Source organism: Pseudomonas sp. H3(2019), assembly GCF_007713465.1.
GTDB lineage: Bacteria > Pseudomonadota > Gammaproteobacteria > Pseudomonadales > Pseudomonadaceae > Aquipseudomonas.
Genome location: NZ_VMSG01000030.1, coordinates 49,671 through 69,047, shown reverse-complemented (window position 1 = coordinate 69,047; position 19,377 = coordinate 49,671). Strand labels below are relative to the sequence as shown.

Here is a 19,377-nt window from a genome sequence, read left to right as displayed (position 1 = left end):
GGCCTGCCTAACGGCAGGCCGTTACCGGCCCGCACACAAAAAATCTGACACTCTCCGTCTCGCTGACCAACGCTACCTGTTCGGCAACCGCCTGACACTGTCCGACCTGTTCCTGTTACCCACGCTGATTCGCTTCGAGGCCGTGTATTGCCTGCACTTCAAGGCCAATCTGCGCCCGTTGCAAGACTACCCGGCCCTGTACGACTACCTGCGCCGGATGACCCAACGCGAAGACGTGCGGCGCACCATCGACATGGACCACATCAAGCTGCATTACTACTACTCCCATAACCATATCAACCCGACACGCATCGTTCCCGACGGCCCGCAACTGGCCTGGCTGGCACAACCCGCCTGATCGAATAGACACCCTCGGAGTCCGGGCCCTGCCCGGACTCATATCCTCCGACATCCCCCCTGTATTCTTTCTGTCATACAACTAGAACGAGATAATTAACACCCCCGCTTTTACTTACCCCTCCCTTTCAAAATAACACCAGACAGCGACTTCATGACTCACATGAAAATTCTGAACGGGTACGGGTTAATTAATTCACTAATCAAACTATTTATGATAAAAACCACACACCAGCAGGACGCTGTCTAATGGCTTCATCGAAAGGATTCACTGTTCACTGACATACCCGACTACCCCCCCCACCGATCCCGACCAGAAAACCCTACGCGCATCGGCGTGGTGTTAGCTGCGGACACGAGTGGGAGCCTGAAAACAACAGGCATCCAATGGTGAACTAACACTGTCGAGGAACATGGCCCAATAGCGGATTGGGCCAGGCTGTTACAGGGGCATGGAAGAGCGCCTGCTGCCGTAAACAACAACACTAATCAGTACATATGTACCAGAACAACAACATCAATCAGTACATATGTACCAGAATAAAAATATCAATTAGGACACGCGTACCAGAACAACCAGACCACTCAACAATCCGCCTATCGACTCACGCAGAAAGAAAGGAAAACTTGCATGCGTACTCAAGTAGCCAAACGCAACACCCAACTCTGGAAGTCCGCCGTTGACTTTGTAAAACGTCGGTACATGAAATCCTTCAATGCCACCATCGAGCCATCCCCCGAGTACTTTTTAATCGTATTCGATAACAATGACTCCATTCAGTCGTGTGCCGGTTTCAGTTTCGCCAAGTCAGGTCCTCTATTGTCCGAATGTTATCTGGACTCACCGTCCGAGGAGACGCTGTCGAAAATCACCAACACCCGGATCGAACGCGACTGCATCGTCGAAATCGGCAATACCGCGTCGATCAATTCGGTTGCCGGCCAGACCTTGTTCAACATGCTCTCAATGGTGACCTGGTGCATGGGCGCACGCTACGTGCTGTGCACCTGCACCCCCAAATTGATCAAATCGATGAGCTACTGCAACGTCAAGGTCAACAAGATCTGCGATGCCGACCCGCAACGCATGACCGCCCGAGCGGAAGTCGAATGGGGCTCCTACTACGAGCAGACGCCCATCACCGGCTACATCAAGCTGGGCGAGATGAAGCATCACTATCACGAGACCGTCCTCAAGACCGTTTTCCGGCTCGACGTGCAAAGCGAGCAAGCCGCATGACGCATTTCGTCGAAGACTTACTGGCCCAGGTCCAACGCACACCGGATGCCGTCTGCGTCGTCGATATTCCTTCGGCTGACGACACGGGCGGGCGCCGCCTGACCTACGCCCAGGTGCTGGAGCATGCCCGGCAGCTTGGGCAACACATGAACCGTCAGTTCACCGACGAAAAACGCACCATCGGCATCGTCATGCGCAACAGCAGCGACTGGGTCATCGCCGACTTCGCCTGCCTGCTCTTCGGCTTCACCTCCTTGCCGCTGCCGTTGGGCTTCAGTAAGTACCAGGCCGAACACCTGGCCTTCGAATGCTCGGGCTTCCTGGTCGATGACAAAGGCCGGGAGACGCTGGAAAAGCGCTGGGAAATCGACCTCGACGCCAACCGCCTGGTCCATGTACCCAGCGCACTCGAGACCTCGCTTGCGGTGCCGGCGGACCCGAGCTTCATCGACAGCGCCGATGCCGAATGGACCTGCAAAGTCATCCACACCTCCGGCACCACCAGCAAGCCCAAAGGCGTGAAGCAAAGCCTGGCCGGCCTGAGCGCCGTGCTGCAATCGCTACTCGGCGTGGTCCCGGCCACCTATCAAAAACGCTACCTGTCGGTGGTGCCGCTGAGCCTGTTGATCGAACAGGTCACGGCGGTCTACCTGCCGCTGCTGTCCGGCGGCACCGTGTACTTCCTCGACGAGCACACGCCATTGATCGGCGAGGCTGGCTACGACACCTCGGCGATTCTGGCGCAACTGCTCAGAACCCGGGCGAGCGCGGTGACCGTACCGCCGATAATGCTCGACGTGCTCCTTGACGTTGCCGAGCAAAACACCGACATGGAGCTGCTGTCGTTGCTGCGCAAGGAGTTGTACATCACCGCCGGTGGCGCTCCGATCAGCAGCGAAAAACTGCAGCGTCTGAGCGCGCAGGGTATTCAGGTTCATCAAGGTTACGGACTGAGCGAGAACGGTTCGGTGGTGAGCGTCAACACCCCTGCCAACAGCAAGCTCGGCAGCGTTGGCAAACCTCTGCCGCACGTCCAGGTCCGGGTGACGGATCAGCAACGGGTAGAAATCAAAAGCAGCTCAATGTTCCAGGGCTACTCGTGGGTCGATCCGAGCGCCTGCTCCTTCACCGAGGATGGCTGGCTGCGCACAGGTGATATCGGCGAGTTCGATGACGAGGGTTTCCTGTTCATCACCGGACGCGAGAAAAACATCATCTGCCTGCCCAATGGCCGCAATGTTTCTCCGGAACAAATCGAGCTGGAGTTCAAAGAGCAAGCCGGCGTGAACGATGCGCTGATGTTCATGACTACAGACGGGCAACTGGCGATCGTACTCAGCGTCGGACCGCAATTCGATCACCAGCACACTCAGGACTGGGCGCAACAGCGCTTCTCGGAAGTCGAGCTGCCGCAGGCCATCTGGCCACTGGCGCCGGACGCCCCGCAGCTGCAAAGCCTCTATGCCCTCAATGGCCCGGCCCGTAGAGCCCACGCCACCGTCCTGCATCTTCAGACATGTACTCACTAAAGGATTAGCGACATGACTCAATCGACTTATCAGGCGAGTGTCATCACCGATCGCGCGTATGCCTTGAACGCCGACACTGCGACGGTTTTCGAAGAGCTTTCGAATGCCGGCGTGATTATCTTCCGCAACTGCATCCAGTCGCTGGACGAGTTCGGTACCTTCGTGAAAAAACACAGTTCGCGCCTGAGCCTGGACCCGGGCCGCGTGATCGCCAAAGGCGTCGCACAACTGGTGGACGCCGGCACCGGTGCCGTAGGCCTGCACTGCGAAAACGGCAACGCGCCGATCTGGCCCGACCTGACCTGGTTCTTCTGCGAGATCGCCCCCACCAAAGGTTCGCAAACCACTTTGTGCGATGGGGTGAAGGTCTACCAGGAACTCAGCGAAGAGACCCGTCAGCGCTTCGAGAGCAGCCGTATCCGCTACCGCCGCACGGTGACGGGCGAAAAGTGGCGCAAGATCGTCTGCTACTACAAACCGGAAATCCAGCAGCTGGAAGACGCCAGTTTCGCGCACCTGAACGAGATCATCGGCCAGGACCCCAACACCCGGATGGAGTACAACCCAAGCACCGATTGCGTGGCCTATGCCTACAGCGTCCCGGCGTACCAGACCTCCAGTTTCTGTGAACACCCGGCCTTCGCCAACAGCATTCTCGGACCGTCCTTCAACTACGAAAAACCGGTAATCGATTTCGAGAACGGCGAAGAGATTCCCGCCACCCTGCTGGCGGAAATCACCGAAGTCACCGAACGCAATACGCACACCGTGGGTTGGCAGGACCTGGACCTGGTGATGATCGACAACCGTCGGGTGATGCACGGCCGACAAGCGATCATCGATGACCAGCGGCGCATCTTCAATGCGTTGAGCTATCGGTAATGGCCGCCATGATGAGTCTCCCAGGTCAGACCTGGGCCGTCGAAGGCCAGTACGAAAGTTTCATCGACAACCGCGGCCATCAACTGATTGACCTCAGTGGCGGGTTCGGCCTGCAAGTGCCCGAGGTGGTGCAGGCCGTAAGTCGGCAGGTCGATAAAATCGGCCTGTCCAACCGTGTTCTGTTGTCTGCGCCGTTGATCGAGTTGTGCAAGCAACTCAGCGAGTTCATGCCCGAAGGACTGGAGAACTCGTATGTCTGCAACTCCGGCGACGAAGCGTTTGAAGGTGCGCTGAAACTCGTGCGCTCGATCAACCCCCATCGGCGTACGGTGATCGCCGTGGGGGGCGTAGCGTTCGGCTCGTTGTCTTATGGGCGCTACCTGAGCGCCCCCGAACTTTATCCAGAGTCCGGGGAGTTTTTGGGGATCAAGGTGGTGCATGTCGACTCGGTGCACGACCTGCCGGACATGGCGATCTGGCAGGACTGTTTTGCCTTGTGCTACGGCCCGTTGCGCACGGCCGCCAACGGGCTGCTGGAAGCGGTCGATCCGATGCTGATCGCCAGCCTGGAACGGATCGCCAACAGCCAGCGAGTTGCGACCCTGTTCAACGACGTCGACACCTGTCTGGGCAGCGTCGGGCATCTGCTGTCGCAGAGCCTGTCCGGTGCGCGCCCGGACATCGTTGTCCTGGGCAAAAGCCTCGGCGGCGGCTGCATCCCCATCGGCACCTACACCTGTAGCCATGCGCTGGCCTATAAGGCCTACGGCAAAGTCTCACCGGCCAAACACGGGAGCACCACCGCCGGCAACCCGCCATCGTGCATCGCGGCCCGGACCGCCCTGCACTACGCGCAGGAACACCGGTTGGACCAGCGCAGTCTCGACAACGGCAAGGCGCTGGCCACCGAACTGGCCGACTTCAACGCAAAGGCCATCGGCGGCATCGTCAAGGTACCGCTGGCCAGCACTGAGCAAGCCGTCGAGGCGCAACGGGCGCTGTACGCCGCCGGTGTGCACATTCGCCGGCCAAGCGGGCGCGAACTGCTCTTGCGTTGCCCATTGGTCGCGCGCACGGAGCGCGTTGTCGACGCCGCACGCCTGATAAAAAGGACTTTGCAATATGCTGCTTAACCGCTTGGTGGATGACTGCTACAAACACTGGACGCCCTCGGCGGCCAAGCTTTATCGCATTGCCAATACCGGTATCGAACGCTCTGCCGAAGGGGCGATCGTCACCGACCATCGCGGCACGCACTTCATCGATTGTGCGTGCAGCTATGGAATATTCCTGGTCGGTCACCAGAACCCTCAGGTCAAGTACGCCAGCCAGCGTCAACTGAACCGGATGGCCTGGCAGCCCGAGGGGCTGACCCACAATTCGCAGCACCAACTGAGCGAGACCCTCAAGCGTCTGGCTCCCGGCGAGTGGGGCGATGTGCGCTACACCATGACCGGTGCCGAAGCCATCGAGCAAACCTTGCGCTATGCGCTCAAACGGCAGTTGCCGCGCAAACGGATCGTGGTCATGCGCAATGCCTACCATGGCAAAACCCTGACCACTATGGCGATCCTCGGCCAGCAGTACCAGAGCAACCAGCACGGCCTGAACCGCGTGATGGTCGACTTCATTCCCTACGGCGACTTCGCCGCCCTGGAACACGCCATCACCGACCAGGTGGCGGCGGTCTACATCGAGCCGATCCTCGGCGGCGCCCACCTGACGTTGCCCGAAGCCGGCTACAACACGCGAATCCGCGAGTTGTGCAGCGCCCACGGCTGCCTGATGATCGCCGATGAAATCCAGACGGCATTCGGTCGCTGCGGTAAATGGTTCGCCGTCGATTACGACAACGTGGTGCCTGACATCATGGTGCTGTCCAAGGGCTTGACCGGCGGCTACGCAGCCATCGCGGCGGTAATGTACAGCCGCGCCTTGATCGACCGGCAGCCACTCGACCCTCTTGAAGATCAGGTCTGCGGCCAGGGCGGTTTGCCCTATGCCTGCGAAACGGCCCTGGCCGCAATTCGTGCGATTGAAGAAGGCCAACTGATCGAAAAATCCCAGGCTGCCAGCACACAGTTGTGCCAGGGATTGCAGCTACTGGCCGAAGCCTACCCGCAGATCATCAGCGATGCTCCAGCGATTGGCCTGATGACCGGTTTACGCCTCAAGGGCGCGGTGTGGGAAAACCTGATCAGCATGGAACTGAGCAAACGCGGGGTTCACTCAGGGCACTCGTTGAACGAAAAAGCCTCGGCGCCGGTGTTGCGTTTCTATCCACCGCTGACCATCAGCACCGCGCAAATCAGCCAGGTCCTCAAGGCCCTGGAAGAATCCCTCGAGGCCGTCGCCAGCAAGCCGCGCTGGATGCTCAAACTGATGACGCCGATCATCCGCAACCTCTACCGCATCCCCTACGCCATGACCCCACGGAGTGCAGACCAATGATTCGCGTGGACGATCTTTCCCTGGTAGCTCGGCAAGCGCCTGGAGGCCGCCCTGCCAAAATGGCAGGCGGTGATCCCACTCAGTAACCCTCCCCCACTGACATCGTTGCCGGGGCCATCCCCGGCAGCGCGATCAGTTGCCCCTGATATGCCGCAAATGAGTATCTCGAAGGCTCTTCAAACCGGAGTAATGCGGTAAGCGCAACGGCGGGCATTCATCAGAATGTGCTCCACACGCTCAACCCTGGCTTGCAGAACGTGCTCGAACACATCCAGTTCGGCGCGACAAAAACCCTGACACGCAGCTGCCGCCGCGCAGATCGGACAATGGTTCTCGATAAACATGAAGGCCCCGTCCGGTTGCTCGCTCCATTCGGCCATATAGCCTTCACGGGCACGCAGGGCGGCAAGGCGCTTGACCCGTTCCTGAAGGGTCTCGGCACCGGCCAGCTCTTGCAGGTACAAGGTGCGACTCTGCTGCTCGCGAACATCGATCAGACGATCGATGGCCTCGGGCCCGAAGGTCTCGCGCACGGTCTGCAAGAGCTGCACGGTCAGCTCCGAATGGCTATCGGGAAACCGCGCATGGCCGGCCGCCGTCAGGCGCCAGACCTGCGACGGGCGCCCAACGCCTCGGGCCTCGGACTGGGCCTCCACCAGGCCACTGGCGGCCAGTTTGACGAACTGCTGGCGCGCCGCTTCTCCCGTGGTGCCCAGCGCGCGTCCGGCATCGGCCGCCAGTTGCGGGCCGCGGGTCTTGAGCATGTGAAGCAGTCGGTCGGCAGCCGACATCGACACGTCACTCTGGTTTTCCAAGTGTTTACTTGACAAACAACAGCCCTCACAGCTTCAATATTTAAAGAATTTACTTGGTAAATCTAACCCAAGCCTTGAAAACAGGCAATTGACTCTCGCAATCCACCGGGTCGCGAGTCACAGCAGGAGGTTGTATGTCTACGCAAGGAAGCAGCTGGAGCGATTTACTCTCCGGAAAAAACGCCACGCGATCCATCGCACTGTCAGGAGGCGTTACGCTGCACGCGATCAATATCTACATCGCTACGACTATCCTGCCCTCCGTGGTCAAGGAAATCGGCGGGCTCGACCTGTACGCCTGGAACACCACACTGTTCGTCGTCGCATCCATCCTCGGCTCCGCGCTCACGGCGAAAATCCTGCAACGCACAGGGCCACGCGTTTCCTATGCGATAGCCGCGTTATTTTTCCTCGCTGGCAGCCTCATCTGTGCCCTGGCACCGAGCATGCCGGTGATGCTGGTCGGTCGCGCGGTTCAAGGCCTGGGCGGCGGTTTGATGTTCGCCCTGTGCTACTCGATGATTCAACTGGTGTTCGAAGAGCGCCTCTGGCCTCGGGCCATGGCCCTGGTCTCGGGCATGTGGGGGATCGCCACCCTGATCGGCCCGGCCATCGGCGGCATTTTTGCGGAAATGGATGCCTGGCGTTTAGCCTTTGGTTCGCTGGTCCCGGTGACGCTGGCATACATGCTGCTGACCAGCAGCGTATTGCCCAAACGTGACATGAATCAACCGCCCGTGGGCCGCTTGCCCTTGTTGCAATTGTTCCTGCTGGCTGCGGCGGTGCTCTCGGTATGCATCGGCAGCGCTTCATCGCTTCCGACCTGGAATATGCTGGGCATAGGCCTCTGCCTGCTGCTGGTGTTTTTCCTGGTTCGTCATGAATCCAGCACCCTGACACGCCTGCTGCCCAAGGACGCCTTGCGGCTCAACACCCCACTCTGTGCGCTGTACGCGACCATGGGGTTGTTGGTGGTTGGCATGACCAGCGAAATCTTCGTGCCGTACTTCCTGCAAACCCTGCATGGGCAGACGCCGCTGATTTCCGGCTACCTGGCGGCCCTTATGGCGGCTGGCTGGACGCTGTCCGAAGTGATGAGCTCCGGCTGGCGCGAGCGTGGCGTGCGCCGCGCAATCATCAGTGGCCCGGTGTTCGTACTGGTCGGACTGATCATCCTGGCCGTCGCCATACCATTCGACAGCGGTGGAGACTGGGCGCTGCTCGCGCCGATCTGCATTGCCTTGACCCTGGTGGGATTCGGCATCGGTATCGGCTGGCCACACCTGCTGACCCGAGTCCTGCAAGTGGCCTCGGCCGAAGACCAGGACTCGGCGGCTTCATCCATCACCACCGTACAACTGTTCGCCACCGCACTCGGCGCGGCACTGGCCGGGATGATCGCCAACATGGCCGGGCTCAACGACCCGAGCAATATGGAAGGCACTGCCAACGCAGCGCGCTGGCTGTTTGCGCTGTTTACCATTGCGCCGACTCTGGCGCTGGTGACTGCGGTGCGGTCGGCGCGGATTCGGCCGGGGCTTGCAGCGGCCTAAGCCGTTCCAGCGACAATAAAGACCCGGCATTGGCCAGCGGTCTTTATTTCATTCGGAAAACAAAGCCCCCGTAACGTTTCAGCGACGGGGGCTTTTTCTATGTCTGGCGCAGAGATAGGGACTCGTCCCCAAACTAAACGGGGACAAACGCCTTCTTACTGGGCCAGCGACACCTGACCAGCGCCAAGCTTCAACCCAGCCAAGCGCTTGAGCAGTTCATTGATGTTCTCCCGCGCCGAGCCTTCGTTCGCCAGTCGCAGGCGTTTCACACCGAAGAAGGAGTCGCCGACGCCAGCGGTGAAGGGTGCCTTGACCTTATCGGTCCAGATCACCCGGCCAGTTGCATTCTCTACCAGGCTGTATTCAACCATCGAAGTGACAGTGAAGTTCAGGCCAAACAGCGGCTGGTCGAGACTTACCAGATTGGCGCGAAGGGCGTAGTTTGCCTTGCTGTTCTTACCCAGCAGGCCAGCGTTGCTCAACGATTGCTCGAGCGCCGAACGGAAGTCCGCGCTTTCGATCTGCGAAGTCCACAGCGGGTTGGTCGTGCTGCCGCCGCCGACACTGTCGACTTTCATGTTGTCGCGAAGCGCAACGTCATAGGTTTGTGCTTGCGCGGGATTGACCTGCATATTCTCGATCTTGGCTGATGAAGCACAGCCAGTGAGAACGAGGGCAAACAGGGAGATAGAAAGCAAACGGAGCATGGTCGGTCCTTGATGTCCAGGAGGGGAAGTAACGGTAAACGTTGCATCAGGGTCTGCGAATGAAGACCGGGGTGTCGGCGGCGGTCCCTGAAAACGCGAGTGAGCATGATGGAGCCCAGGAAACGGCTCAAGGCCATCATTAAAGAAAGGCCCCTAAATCGCCTTCAGCGCGCGGCTTATGGTCCGCTCACCGCCCGAACCTGATGCAAGAAGTTCCGCCTGCCCGGCCAGCAGTTGCCCGAGCTTGCGGCCGCTGAACCGGATCTGCGACAGGCTCAGGGCGGTGAACCCGATCATCACCGCCGCCGGCCGTTGCACCTCCTGACAGAATTCGCTGACCGGTTGCAAGACCAGCCCGATGGCGCTGGCACGGCGACAGAAGTCGGACTCGTCGCTGCCCGCAGGCAACTCCAGGACGAAGTGCAGACCGGCATGTTGCCCGGAAACCGAATAACCTCCCGGCGCCTGTTCCGCCAGGCAGGCCAGTAGCGCGTCACGGCGTTCCTGATAGGCCTGGCGCGCCGAGCGCAGGTAACGCACGAATGCCCCGCTCCTCATGTATTCCGCCAGCGCCGCCTGCTCGGTGACCCCAACGGAGCGGCCGGTGGTCTGCAGGGTCGCCAGCAGGCGATTGCGCAACGCCCCGGGGACCAGCATGAAACCGACGCGCAGCCCGGCGAACAGGGTCTTGTTGAAGCTGCCGCAGTAGATCACCCGGTCATCGCGGTCCAGAGCCTTGAGGGCCGCCAGTGGCGCGCTGTTGTAGTTGAATTCGCTGTCGTAGTCGTCCTCCACCACCCAGGCATCGGTCCGGCTGGCCCAGTCCAACAGGGCCAGGCGCCGCGACACCGAGAGGGTCACCCCCAACGGCGACTGGTGCGCGGGCGTGACATAGACCAACCGGGCATCGCCGTGCCGGCGTAGCGCCCCATCGTCGATGCCGTCTTCGAGGACCGGGATATACACCAGCCGCGCTCCGGCCATGGAGAAGATCCTTTTCGCCGACAGGTAGCCCGGATCTTCGACACACACCTTGTCGCCCTGCGTCACCAGGCTGCGGGCCACCAGATCCAGGGAGTGGCGAATGCCCGTGGTCACGATCAGGTCGTCCGGCTTGCAGCGGATGCCACGGTACTTGGCCAGGTAATCGGCAATCTGTTCGCGCAGGGCCTGCATGCCGCCCGGGTCCGGCGAACAGAGCAACTGCGCCGAGGCTTCGGCCATGGCCTTGGCCACCGCCCGCGACCACACGCGAATGGGGAACAGCGCCGGGTCCGCCAGGCGCGCCACGAAGGGCAGCCCCACCCTGACCGCGGTCTCCAGCGTCGGCGGCGGTGCGGCTGGCGTCTGCTGCTCCAGCGCCTGGAGGCCCGCCCGGACCTGCGGCGCGCGGATAAAGAGATCAGGCACCACCGCACTGACCCGGGTCCCCGAGCCCGACACCCGGGTCACGTAACCTTCGCTGCGCAAGCGGTCGAAGACCATTTCCACGGTCCCCCGGGACAGCGACCAGCGCTGCGCCAGGGTTCGCGTAGAGGGCAACTGGCTACCGGCCGGCAGGAGTTTTTCCAGGATTGCGCCGCGCAGTGCCTCATAGGCGCTTTCCTGTTTGGTCAACACCCGGCTGCCATCGCTCAGGCTGCTGGGCTGGGGCAGATCAAGGGGAACGGAAACCTTTCCTCGGCTCATAGTGGTCCAGTCAAAATACTAATTAACGGCTCTCAGAATTAAACCACAAAGCGCCTAACGTCGCGGCCCTGTAATGGATACCCGAGAGCGACATGGCTTCTACAACACAACACCCCGAATTCACCCTCGCGATCGTTGGCGGCGGTGGCGCCTGCGTAGCATTCCTGCATCATTTCGTCGCGTCGATCAGTGCCGAACAGGCCCAGGGGATGCGCATACAGGTCTTCGAACCACGCAACAGCGTCGGCCCGGGCCTGGCTTACCACCCGGATGTCGACTCGCTGCTGCTCAACCGCGTGGCGGAAACCATGTCAGTGTGCGCCCGGGATTTTTCCACCTTCACTGCCTGGTTGCGCTGGAAGGCCCACCACGCCGAAGAACTCAAGGCCGTTTCCAATACCGACCTGGCGGAAGCCTTCGTGCCACGCGCAATATTCGGGCGTTTTCTCAGCGATTTCTTCGCCGAGACCTGCGCCATTGCCCGTCGCAAGCACCTGCAGATCGAGGTGGTGCAGGCCCGTGTCACGGCGATCGACAAGGACTGCCGCTACCACCTGAGCGCCGCCGGCTCGACCCATATCGCCGACCGTGTGGTGCTCGCCGTGGGCAATACCGGTCCACGGGATCATTACGGACTGGACGATCATTACCGCTTTATCCGCAGCCCCTACCCCATCAGCGAACAGATCGCCCCGACCCTGATCGGCCAGCGCATCTGCGTAATCGGCAGCGGCCTGACCGCGGTGGACGTGGTACTCAGTCTCCAGGCGCTGGGGTTCACCGGCCAGATCGACATGATCTCGCGCAGCGGTCGCCTGCCCTTCGTCCGTGGCTTGCCGGGGCCGCGCCACCCATTGCAGTTCCTCACCCACGCGGCCCTGGAGCAACTGACTCAAGGCGGTGCCCGACAGCTGGCACTGCGCAGCCTGTTACGCCTGCTGCGGGCCGAGCTGCGGGCGATTCGCTGCGACTGGCGAACGCTTTTCCGCTCCGGCAGCACCCCGTTGCAGCACCTGCACGAGGAAGTCGCGGCCGCGACCCAGCGCAGGGACTGGCAGTTGGTCCTCGCCGCCACCAATGAAGTGATCGAGTACGCCTGGAACGCCTTGGACAGCGCCGACCAGCAGACCATCACCCGGCATTTCGCCAAGGACTGGCTGGCCCGTCGTGCGCCCATGCCGCTGGCCAACGCCCTGAAGCTCAAGGCCCTGATCGAAGCCGGCAACCTGCGCCTGCTGGCAGGCGATGTGCGTTTCGAGGGGCTGCATGAAAACCTGATCAAGGCCCATTACGCGGCGACCGCCGAGACCTGCGAATACGACTACGTGGTGAACGCCACCGGCGCGGCCAAATGGGTGGAATGCGAGCAGGACTCCGGCGTGCTCTGGCAGTTGCAGCAGGACGGCCATGCACTACGCGACGAACGAGGCGGCCTGCAAGTCGAGTTTGCCAGTGGCGCACTGCTCGACCGGCACCGACAGCCCGATCCGCACCTGCGCCTGCTGGGCCATATGACCAGCGGCACCTACTTCTTCGTCTCCTCGCTGGAAATGATCACCAAGCGTGCCCGACACATGGCCGAAGACCTGATCCGCGGCCTGCCCTCGCACCTCTCGGCGCCTGCCGCTCCCCTCGCCTCGCCATCGCTCACCCTACGGAGTAACCCATGCCTGTAAAATCTAACCTGGCGCCCTGGATCTGGTCGGCGCTGTTGCTGGTGGTCGTCTGCCTGCCACGCGTCACCATCGACATCTACCTGCCCTCGTTGCCAGCGATGGCCGATGCCCTGCATGCCAGCGATGCCCAACTTCAGCTGACCCTCACCCTGTACATGGTCGGGTACGCCTTTTCGATGCTGATCGGTGGCCCGCTCTGCGATCGTTTTGGCCGGCGGCCAGTGCTGATCGGCGGCACGGCGCTGTACCTGGTGGCGACCTTGGTGTGCGTGCTCGCCCGCAATGTCGAGGTGCTGATCGTCGCCCGGATGCTCCAGGCCCTCGGTGGCTGCTGCGGCACGGTGATCGGCAGGGTCATGGTCCGCGACCGTTTCGACCGCCATGAACAGACTCGTCTGCTCAGCCGGATTTCCATGGGCATGGCCATTTCGCCGATGGTGGCCCCGATTATCGGCAGCCTTATCGAAACCGCCTTCGGCTGGCGTGGGGTGTTTGTGGTCCTGAGCGTGATTGCCGCGCTAACGCTGATCCTGATCAGCCTGCTGCTGCCGGAAACCCGTCCGTCCGCCCAGCCCGATACGCGCCAGCAAGGCACCTTGCGCATTTACGCGCGGCTGCTGCGCGACCGCTATTTCCTGCGCTACTCCCTGGCCATAGGCTGCGTGTACTGCACCTATTTTCCGTTTATCGCCGAGTCCTCGACCCTGCTGCAACGTACCCTGCACCTGTCCTCGATGGAGTATGCCCAAGTGTTCGCCGTGACCGTGGCCGGTTATGTGCTGGGCTCCAATCTGTTCCGCCGCCTGTCCGCCAGACACGACGCCGATTCCCTGATCGGCTACGCCATCGCCCTGAACCTGGTGGGCTCGTCGCTACTGATCATGGCCACCCGGCTCTGGCCCGAGGCGCTGCTGTCGATCGTCTGCCCGATGCTGCTGATCATGCTCTCGGTGGGTATCGCCATCCCGGCCTGCCAGCTGGCGGTACTGCAACCCTTCTCGGCCATTGCCGGCACCGCATCCGGGTTGTTTTTCTTTATCCAGATGGCCATGACCGCGGTGTGCGGCTTCGTCACCGGCAAACTTTCGGATGGCAGCGTCTACCCGATGATGGTCATGACCTCGATCTTCAGCATCAGCTTCTGCCTGGTCTGGCTGCTGTTCAAATCAGAGACTGCCCCGCTGGAGGAGGCGCTGGGCGAACGCTGAAGCGGCGCACCATGAACGGCTTTTTGCGGCACGCTGCAGCCTGAACCGGCGCCGGGCGTGAGGCAAACAAAACGCCAGAAACGAAAAAGCCCCCGTAACTTTTCAGCTACGGGGGCTTTTCCTATGTAATGGCGGAGAGATAGGGATTCGAACCCTAGGTACCGGTGAAGGTACAACGGATTTCGAATCCGTCCCATTCGGCCACTCTGGCATCTCTCCAACGGCGCGCATCATAACAGCACATTCACCGGAAGCGAACCCCCTGAGTGAAAATTTTTCCGTGCTATCAGATGCTTGCGTCGATTACAGCGGAACGCCGAGGCGGTTGGCGACTTCTTCGTAGGCTTCGATAACATCACCGAGGCCCTGACGGAAGCGGTCCTTGTCCATTTTCTTGCCGGTGGCCTTGTCCCACAGACGGCAGCCATCCGGGCTGAACTCGTCGCCCAAGACGATGGTGCCGTCGTGGAACACGCCGAACTCGAGTTTGAAGTCGACCAGCAGCAGGCCAGCGTCGTCGAACAGTTTGCTCAGGACTTCGTTGACCTTGAGCGACAGTTCTTTCATGCGAACCAGTTGCTCGGCGGTGCCCCAACCGAACGCCACGACGTGGGATTCGTTGATGAACGGGTCGCCCTTGGCGTCGTCCTTCAGGAACAGTTCGAAGGTGTAAGGGTTGAGCTTCATGCCCTCTTCGACGCCCAGACGCTTGACCAGGCTGCCAGCAGCGTAGTTACGCACGACGCACTCGACCGGGATCATGTCGAGCTTTTTCACCAGGCACTCGTTGTCGCCCAGCAGTTTGTCGAATTGGGTCGGCACGCCGGCTTCTTCGAGTTTCTGCATGATGAAGGCGTTGAACTTGTTGTTCACCATGCCTTTGCGGTCGAGCTGCTCGATGCGCTTGCCGTCGAACGCCGAGGTGTCGTTGCGAAACAGCAGGATCAAGCGGTCAGCGTCGTCGGTCTTGTAAACCGATTTGGCTTTGCCGCGGTAGAGTTCTTCACGTTTTTCCATGATGGGCTCCGCTTGCTAAGTAGATGGGCTAGGCGATATGTCGCCAGTCGAGCCCTGAATCTTGATCGGCCAATTGCAGCCAGTCCGGGTCGCACCCGAGGGTGTCGACAAAACATTGCCGGGCCAGCTGCGGCAGGTTGTTCTTGCTGCTCAGATGGGCCAGTACCAGGTGTTGCAGGTCCTGCCAGCCCAACTCGGCCACCAGGTTTGCGGCCTGATGGTTGTTCAAATGTCCCAGCTCACCGCCTACCCGCTGCTTGAGAAAGTACGGGTATTGACCGCGGGCCAGCAGGTCGCGGCAGTGATTGGATTCGATCATCAATGCATCGAGATCCCGATAACCGTCCAGCACCGTGGCGCAGTACGAACCGAGGTCCGTCAGCAGGCCGAAACGCCGCGAACCGTCACTGAAGACGTATTGCGTCGGTTCCAGCGCATCGTGGGCCACGGCAATGACGCCGATACTCAACCCGCCAATCTGCAACTGCTCACCACCGGCGACAAAGCCTGCCGGTTCAACCGGCTTGCGCATCCCGCGCAAGGTGCCGCGACTCAGGTAGACAGGAAGATTGTAGCGCCGAGACAGCAAACCCACGCCATGCACGTGGTCGGCATGTTCGTGGGTCACCAGTATCGCGCTCAGCTGCGTCGGGCTTACACCCAGGCGCAGCAGGCGTTTTTCGGTTTCGCGCAAGGAGAAACCACAATCGACCAGGACGTACGTGTCATCACTGGCTATCAGCGTGCCATTTCCTTGGCTACCACTGCCGAGAACGGCGAAACGCATCTGATCAGCCCAGGTTGTCCTGAATCACGCCCAACACTTTGCGCGCCACTTCAGCCGGCGCAACGGTGTTGATGTTCTTCTCGACGGTCACTTGTACGTTCTCGCCAACCTTGCTCAGGCGAACCTGATAACGCTCGGCACGGGCTTCAACTTCTTCCTTGCTCGGCGCGCTGCCGAACAGGTTGCTGAAGAAACCTGGCTTCTGGTCTTTCTTCTCGGCTTTTTCGGAAAGGTTGATGTAATACAGGCCCAGGCTGCGGTTGATGTCTTCAACACGCCATTCGCCCTTCTCCAACGCGCGCCCTACGCTCGACCAGGCACGGTCAAGGTCGGTACCGACGTTGAGCACCGGGTTACCGCTGCCGTCTTCAGCCAGGCTGACACGGTTTGGCGTATCGAAATCACGCGAAGCGAGCATCGAGACCGAACCGCCCTTCTCCGACGTGCGGCTCATGCTGGCGAGCATGTCGTCGATCAGCGCAGCGTCCAGGCCGGTGTTGACCGAACGGTTGGTGAACGCGACATCGGCGGTGCTACCGGCAGGACGCTCGGCGCTGACCACGTAGACTTCACTGGTGTTGCGCTGCACGCCAGGCTCGATGCGCACCCGCACGCGAGTCTGGCTGTCAGAACCAACGCCGGTACTGCTCAGGCGCTTGGCCATCGTCGCGGAAAGCTCGTCAGGACGCTGCCAGGCGGTGGTGAACTCGCCGGTTTGCGGGCGCTGTTGATCCAGACGGAAGCCGTTGTCCTGGAAGAACTGCACAGCCACTGGCCAGACTTCAGCCGGTGGATGCTGGGCCATGACCCAACGCGTATCGCCGCTTTTTTGCAGGCTGTAATCGCTGGCATCGGCAATCGCCGACAACGGCTGCGGACGAGGAACGATGTATTCGCCCTTGAACGTGTCATCGGCGACGTTGCGCGGAATCGGCAGCAACGGGTCCAGGCGCTTGGAGGTATGGACATCCGGCGGCAGTTGCATCGGTGCAGTCTGTTGCGCTTCCAGGTAATCGCTACCACGGTCACGGAAATAACCTTCCGGGCCCCAGATCCATCCGCAGCCACTGGTGCTGGAGATAATCAAGGCAAGTGCGGAAAGTCCGGCCATTCGCTTCATGCGTTGTACTTCCTCAATTAAACCAATACGCCGGACTGGCGCATGGCCTGCCGCAGCGGTTCGTGACAGGCTTCGCTGAGCCAGGTGAGCGGCAGACGGATACCGTCCGGCATCAAGCCCATTTCATGCAGCGCCCATTTCACGGGGATGGGGTTGGATTCGATAAACAGGGTTTTATTGAGCGGCATCAGCTTTTCGTGGATCGCGCGGGCTTTCACGGCGTCGCCATTCAGAGCGGCGATACACAGGTCGGCCATTTCACGCGGTGCAACGTTGGCGGTCACCGAGATATTGCCCTTGCCGCCCAGCAGGATCAGTTCGACTGCGGTGGCGTCGTCACCGGAAATCACCAGGAAGTCCTTGCTGACACCGTCGAGGATGGCCTTGGCGCGCGAAAGATCGCCCGTGGCTTCCTTGATGCCGATGATGTTCTTCACGGTCGACAGGCGGATGACCGTCTCGGCCTGCATGTCGCACGCGGTACGACCCGGCACGTTGTAGAGGATCTGCGGGATGTCGACAGCTTCGGCGATGGTCTTGAAGTGCAGGTACAGGCCTTCTTGCGTCGGCTTGTTGTAGTACGGCGTTACCAGCAGGCACGCATCGGCGCCGGCGGTCTTCGCATTGGTGGTCAGCTCGATCGCTTCGCGCGTCGAATTGGCGCCGGTACCGGCGATCACCGGGATACGACCGTTGACCTGCTTGACTACGCGACGAATCACTTCGATGTGTTCGTTCACGTCAAGGGTCGCAGACTCACCTGTGGTGCCGACCGCCACAATGGCGTGGGTGCCGTTTTGCAGGTGAAAGTCCACCAGTTTGCTCAGGCTGTCCCAGTCAAGACGACCCTGTGCATCCATGGGTGTGACCAGTGCCACCATACTGCCCGCAATCATGCAACCGCTCCTGCCGGAAAAAGAGAACGGTAATGGTACTGGCGCCAAGATGCTTGTACAAGCGAAGTACTGCGCTCGCGCCATTCCCCTGAGCGCCGGTTTTCGCTACCCTTCAGACTTTGATCAGTACCGACAGGCTCGTACGCCGGGTTCCAGCCTCCACTTTCGGCCTCACAAGCCCTGATCCTGCGTTGCCGCCTACCCGATCTCGCCTCACTGGAGCTCGTCGCAACCATCTGGTTCGGGCTTTTTGATTTCGCATCCGGACGCCCACCCCGACGAATCGGCCCTTGATAAGTACCGACCGCTCATCGCTTTAGGAATGCTGCATGTCCACCCCCACAGTTCGCGAACAATTCCTTGTCATCAGTGCCCTCGGCGCCAACCCCATGGAGCTGACTAACGTCCTGTGCCGCGCCAGCCATGAAAACCGCTGTGCCGTGGTCACCTCTCGCCTGACCCGTCATGGCGAGTGCAGTGCGTTGGTCCTCGAGATTTCCGGTAGCTGGGATGCACTGGCGCGCCTTGAAGGCAGCCTGTCGAGCCTCGCCAAAAAGCACGCCTTCACGGTCAACGTGGTACGCAGCGCGGCGCTGGAGAACCGTCCACAGGCCCTGCCGTATGTCGCCTATGTCAGCTCGGCTTACCGCTCGGACATCATCAACGAGCTGTGCCAATTCTTCATGGACCATAACGTCGAGCTCGAAAACCTGACCTGCGACACCTATCAGGCGCCGCAAACCGGCGGCACCATGCTCAACGCCACGTTTACCGTGACGCTACCGGCCGGCGTACAAATCAGCTGGCTGCGCGATCAGTTCCTGGACTTCGCCGACGCGCTGAACCTGGACGCGCTGATCGAACCGTGGCGCCCACAGAATCCAATGTAAGGAAGCTCCCATGGCCGTTGCTATCGACCAACCTGTCACCGACTTCGAAGCGCCTGCCACCAGCGGGCAGACCGTCAGCCTCGCGGCCCTCAAGGGCAAGCAAGTGGTGATCTACTTCTATCCCAAGGACAGTACGCCGGGTTGCACCACCGAAGGTCAGGGCTTTCGCGACCAGTATGCGCAGTTCACCGCCGCCAACACCGAAGTGTTCGGCGTGTCGCGTGACAGCCTGAAATCCCACGAGAACTTCAAGTGTAAACAGGAGTTCCCGTTCGAGCTGATCAGCGACAAGGACGAAGCCATCTGTCAGCTGTTCGACGTGATCAAGCTGAAAAAGCTCTATGGCAAGGAATACATGGGGGTTGATCGCAGCACCTTTCTGATCGACAAGAATGGTGTACTGCGTCAGGAATGGCGTGGTGTGAAGGTGCCAGGGCACGTTGATGCGGTATTGACCGCGGCCCAGGCCTTGAACAAAGCCTGAGCTGTAGGAGCAAGGCTTGCCCGCGATGACGGTGTTCCTGACACACCGCGTCATCGTTCATCGCTAGCAAGCTCTG

General features: G+C 60.7%; 18 protein-coding genes and 1 tRNA gene. 11 read left to right on the top strand and 8 right to left on the bottom strand.

Going from position 1 to position 19,377, the window contains the following annotated elements; translation table 11 throughout:
* The 6 genes from FPT12_RS24430 to FPT12_RS24405 all read left to right on the top strand — a co-directional run.
* Positions 1-358, top strand: a 358-nt coding sequence (locus FPT12_RS24430; protein WP_178098881.1) for a glutathione S-transferase C-terminal domain-containing protein, incomplete at its 5' end; no start/stop codon positions are given.
* Between the two features lie 630 nt (positions 359-988).
* The gene (locus tag FPT12_RS24425) at positions 989-1,597 is read left to right on the top strand and encodes a thermostable hemolysin (RefSeq protein ID WP_145021143.1); all 609 of its coding nucleotides are present in this window, start codon (positions 989-991) and stop codon (positions 1,595-1,597) included.
* Positions 1,594-3,126 carry an AMP-binding protein gene (locus FPT12_RS24420; protein ID WP_145021140.1) on the top strand — a complete coding sequence of 511 codons (1,533 nt, stop codon included), beginning with the start codon at positions 1,594-1,596 and terminating at the stop codon, positions 3,124-3,126. The genes FPT12_RS24425 and FPT12_RS24420 overlap by 4 nt, the downstream gene beginning before the upstream one ends.
* Positions 3,127-3,138: 12 nt before the next feature.
* Complete coding sequence (locus tag FPT12_RS24415; RefSeq protein WP_145021137.1) at positions 3,139-4,008, top strand: TauD/TfdA family dioxygenase; 870 nt, start codon at positions 3,139-3,141, stop codon at positions 4,006-4,008.
* An 11-nt stretch (positions 4,009-4,019) separates the two neighbouring features.
* Positions 4,020-5,141: an aminotransferase class III-fold pyridoxal phosphate-dependent enzyme gene (locus FPT12_RS24410; RefSeq protein ID WP_178098879.1), complete on the top strand. Its 1,122-nt coding sequence runs from the start codon at positions 4,020-4,022 to the stop codon at positions 5,139-5,141.
* A complete protein-coding gene (locus tag FPT12_RS24405) occupies positions 5,131-6,459 on the top strand; it encodes an aspartate aminotransferase family protein (protein WP_145021131.1) in 1,329 nt (442 codons plus the stop codon). Before FPT12_RS24410 ends, FPT12_RS24405 begins: the two co-directional genes overlap by 11 nt.
* Positions 6,460-6,635: 176 nt before the next feature.
* Here FPT12_RS24405 and FPT12_RS24400 read toward each other — a convergent pair whose 3' ends face one another.
* Positions 6,636-7,274, bottom strand: a complete 639-nt coding sequence (locus tag FPT12_RS24400; RefSeq protein WP_256676851.1) for a metalloregulator ArsR/SmtB family transcription factor — start codon at positions 7,272-7,274, stop codon at positions 6,636-6,638.
* Between the two features lie 134 nt (positions 7,275-7,408).
* Here FPT12_RS24400 and FPT12_RS24395 point away from each other — a divergent pair, with 134 nt between their 5' ends.
* On the top strand, positions 7,409-8,827 hold the full coding sequence (locus FPT12_RS24395; protein ID WP_145021124.1) for an MFS transporter: 1,419 nt from the start codon (positions 7,409-7,411) through the stop codon (positions 8,825-8,827).
* 155 nt (positions 8,828-8,982) lie between these two features.
* On the opposite strand, the gene FPT12_RS24390 is transcribed toward FPT12_RS24395, so the two are convergent.
* Together FPT12_RS24390 and FPT12_RS24385 are read right to left on the bottom strand one after the other, a co-directional pair.
* Positions 8,983-9,534, bottom strand: coding sequence for a hypothetical protein (locus FPT12_RS24390; protein WP_145021120.1), 552 nt, complete (start codon positions 9,532-9,534; stop codon positions 8,983-8,985).
* A 153-nt stretch (positions 9,535-9,687) separates the two neighbouring features.
* Positions 9,688-11,223 (bottom strand): PLP-dependent aminotransferase family protein, encoded by a 1,536-nt coding sequence (locus tag FPT12_RS24385; protein WP_145021117.1) that lies wholly within the window; start codon positions 11,221-11,223, stop codon positions 9,688-9,690.
* A 92-nt stretch (positions 11,224-11,315) separates the two neighbouring features.
* On the opposite strand from FPT12_RS24385, the gene FPT12_RS24380 reads away from it, so the two are divergent.
* Together FPT12_RS24380 and FPT12_RS24375 are read left to right on the top strand one after the other, a co-directional pair.
* Entirely contained in the window at positions 11,316-12,899 is a 1,584-nt protein-coding gene (locus tag FPT12_RS24380; RefSeq protein WP_145021114.1) for an FAD/NAD(P)-binding protein, read from the top strand.
* Positions 12,890-14,107, top strand: coding sequence for a multidrug effflux MFS transporter (locus FPT12_RS24375; protein WP_145021111.1), 1,218 nt, complete (start codon positions 12,890-12,892; stop codon positions 14,105-14,107). The genes FPT12_RS24380 and FPT12_RS24375 overlap by 10 nt, the downstream gene beginning before the upstream one ends.
* 129 nt (positions 14,108-14,236) lie before the next feature.
* Here FPT12_RS24375 and FPT12_RS24370 read toward each other — a convergent pair.
* The 5 genes from FPT12_RS24370 to dapA form a co-directional block, all read right to left on the bottom strand.
* A tRNA-Ser gene (locus FPT12_RS24370) sits at positions 14,237-14,326 on the bottom strand.
* Between the two features lie 84 nt (positions 14,327-14,410).
* On the bottom strand, positions 14,411-15,124 hold the full coding sequence (purC, locus tag FPT12_RS24365) for a phosphoribosylaminoimidazolesuccinocarboxamide synthase (RefSeq protein ID WP_123428068.1): 714 nt from the start codon (positions 15,122-15,124) through the stop codon (positions 14,411-14,413).
* 28 nt (positions 15,125-15,152) lie between these two features.
* Positions 15,153-15,911 carry an MBL fold metallo-hydrolase gene (locus FPT12_RS24360; protein WP_145021108.1) on the bottom strand — a complete coding sequence of 253 codons (759 nt, stop codon included), beginning with the start codon at positions 15,909-15,911 and terminating at the stop codon, positions 15,153-15,155.
* Positions 15,912-15,915: 4 nt separating this feature from the next.
* Complete coding sequence (bamC, locus tag FPT12_RS24355) at positions 15,916-17,031, bottom strand: outer membrane protein assembly factor BamC (RefSeq protein WP_145021105.1); 1,116 nt, start codon at positions 17,029-17,031, stop codon at positions 15,916-15,918.
* A 17-nt stretch (positions 17,032-17,048) separates the two neighbouring features.
* The gene (gene dapA, locus FPT12_RS24350) at positions 17,049-17,927 is read right to left on the bottom strand and encodes a 4-hydroxy-tetrahydrodipicolinate synthase (RefSeq protein ID WP_145021102.1); all 879 of its coding nucleotides are present in this window, start codon (positions 17,925-17,927) and stop codon (positions 17,049-17,051) included.
* A gap of 329 nt (positions 17,928-18,256) precedes the next feature.
* On the opposite strand from dapA, the gene FPT12_RS24340 reads away from it, so the two are divergent.
* Positions 18,257-18,817: a glycine cleavage system protein R gene (locus FPT12_RS24340; protein ID WP_019692529.1), complete on the top strand. Its 561-nt coding sequence runs from the start codon at positions 18,257-18,259 to the stop codon at positions 18,815-18,817.
* Between the two features lie 10 nt (positions 18,818-18,827).
* Positions 18,828-19,301: a peroxiredoxin gene (locus FPT12_RS24335; protein ID WP_145021099.1), complete on the top strand. Its 474-nt coding sequence runs from the start codon at positions 18,828-18,830 to the stop codon at positions 19,299-19,301.
* The last annotated feature ends 76 nt before the right edge of the window (positions 19,302-19,377 follow it).

Coding starts and splice junctions, on each gene's coding strand:
- FPT12_RS24425 (WP_145021143.1), top strand. CDS start 989: ATGCGTACTCAAGTAGCCAAACGCAACACCCAACTCTGGAAGTCCGCC.
- FPT12_RS24420 (WP_145021140.1), top strand. CDS start 1,594: ATGACGCATTTCGTCGAAGACTTACTGGCCCAGGTCCAACGCACACCG.
- FPT12_RS24415 (WP_145021137.1), top strand. CDS start 3,139: ATGACTCAATCGACTTATCAGGCGAGTGTCATCACCGATCGCGCGTAT.
- FPT12_RS24410 (WP_178098879.1), top strand. CDS start 4,020: ATGAGTCTCCCAGGTCAGACCTGGGCCGTCGAAGGCCAGTACGAAAGT.
- FPT12_RS24405 (WP_145021131.1), top strand. CDS start 5,131: ATGCTGCTTAACCGCTTGGTGGATGACTGCTACAAACACTGGACGCCC.
- FPT12_RS24395 (WP_145021124.1), top strand. CDS start 7,409: ATGTCTACGCAAGGAAGCAGCTGGAGCGATTTACTCTCCGGAAAAAAC.
- FPT12_RS24390 (WP_145021120.1), bottom strand. CDS start 9,534: ATGCTCCGTTTGCTTTCTATCTCCCTGTTTGCCCTCGTTCTCACTGGC.
- FPT12_RS24385 (WP_145021117.1), bottom strand. CDS start 11,223: ATGAGCCGAGGAAAGGTTTCCGTTCCCCTTGATCTGCCCCAGCCCAGC.
- FPT12_RS24380 (WP_145021114.1), top strand. CDS start 11,316: ATGGCTTCTACAACACAACACCCCGAATTCACCCTCGCGATCGTTGGC.
- FPT12_RS24375 (WP_145021111.1), top strand. CDS start 12,890: ATGCCTGTAAAATCTAACCTGGCGCCCTGGATCTGGTCGGCGCTGTTG.
- purC (WP_123428068.1), bottom strand. CDS start 15,124: ATGGAAAAACGTGAAGAACTCTACCGCGGCAAAGCCAAATCGGTTTAC.
- FPT12_RS24360 (WP_145021108.1), bottom strand. CDS start 15,911: ATGCGTTTCGCCGTTCTCGGCAGTGGTAGCCAAGGAAATGGCACGCTG.
- bamC (WP_145021105.1), bottom strand. CDS start 17,031: ATGAAGCGAATGGCCGGACTTTCCGCACTTGCCTTGATTATCTCCAGC.
- dapA (WP_145021102.1), bottom strand. CDS start 17,927: ATGATTGCGGGCAGTATGGTGGCACTGGTCACACCCATGGATGCACAG.
- FPT12_RS24340 (WP_019692529.1), top strand. CDS start 18,257: ATGTCCACCCCCACAGTTCGCGAACAATTCCTTGTCATCAGTGCCCTC.
- FPT12_RS24335 (WP_145021099.1), top strand. CDS start 18,828: ATGGCCGTTGCTATCGACCAACCTGTCACCGACTTCGAAGCGCCTGCC.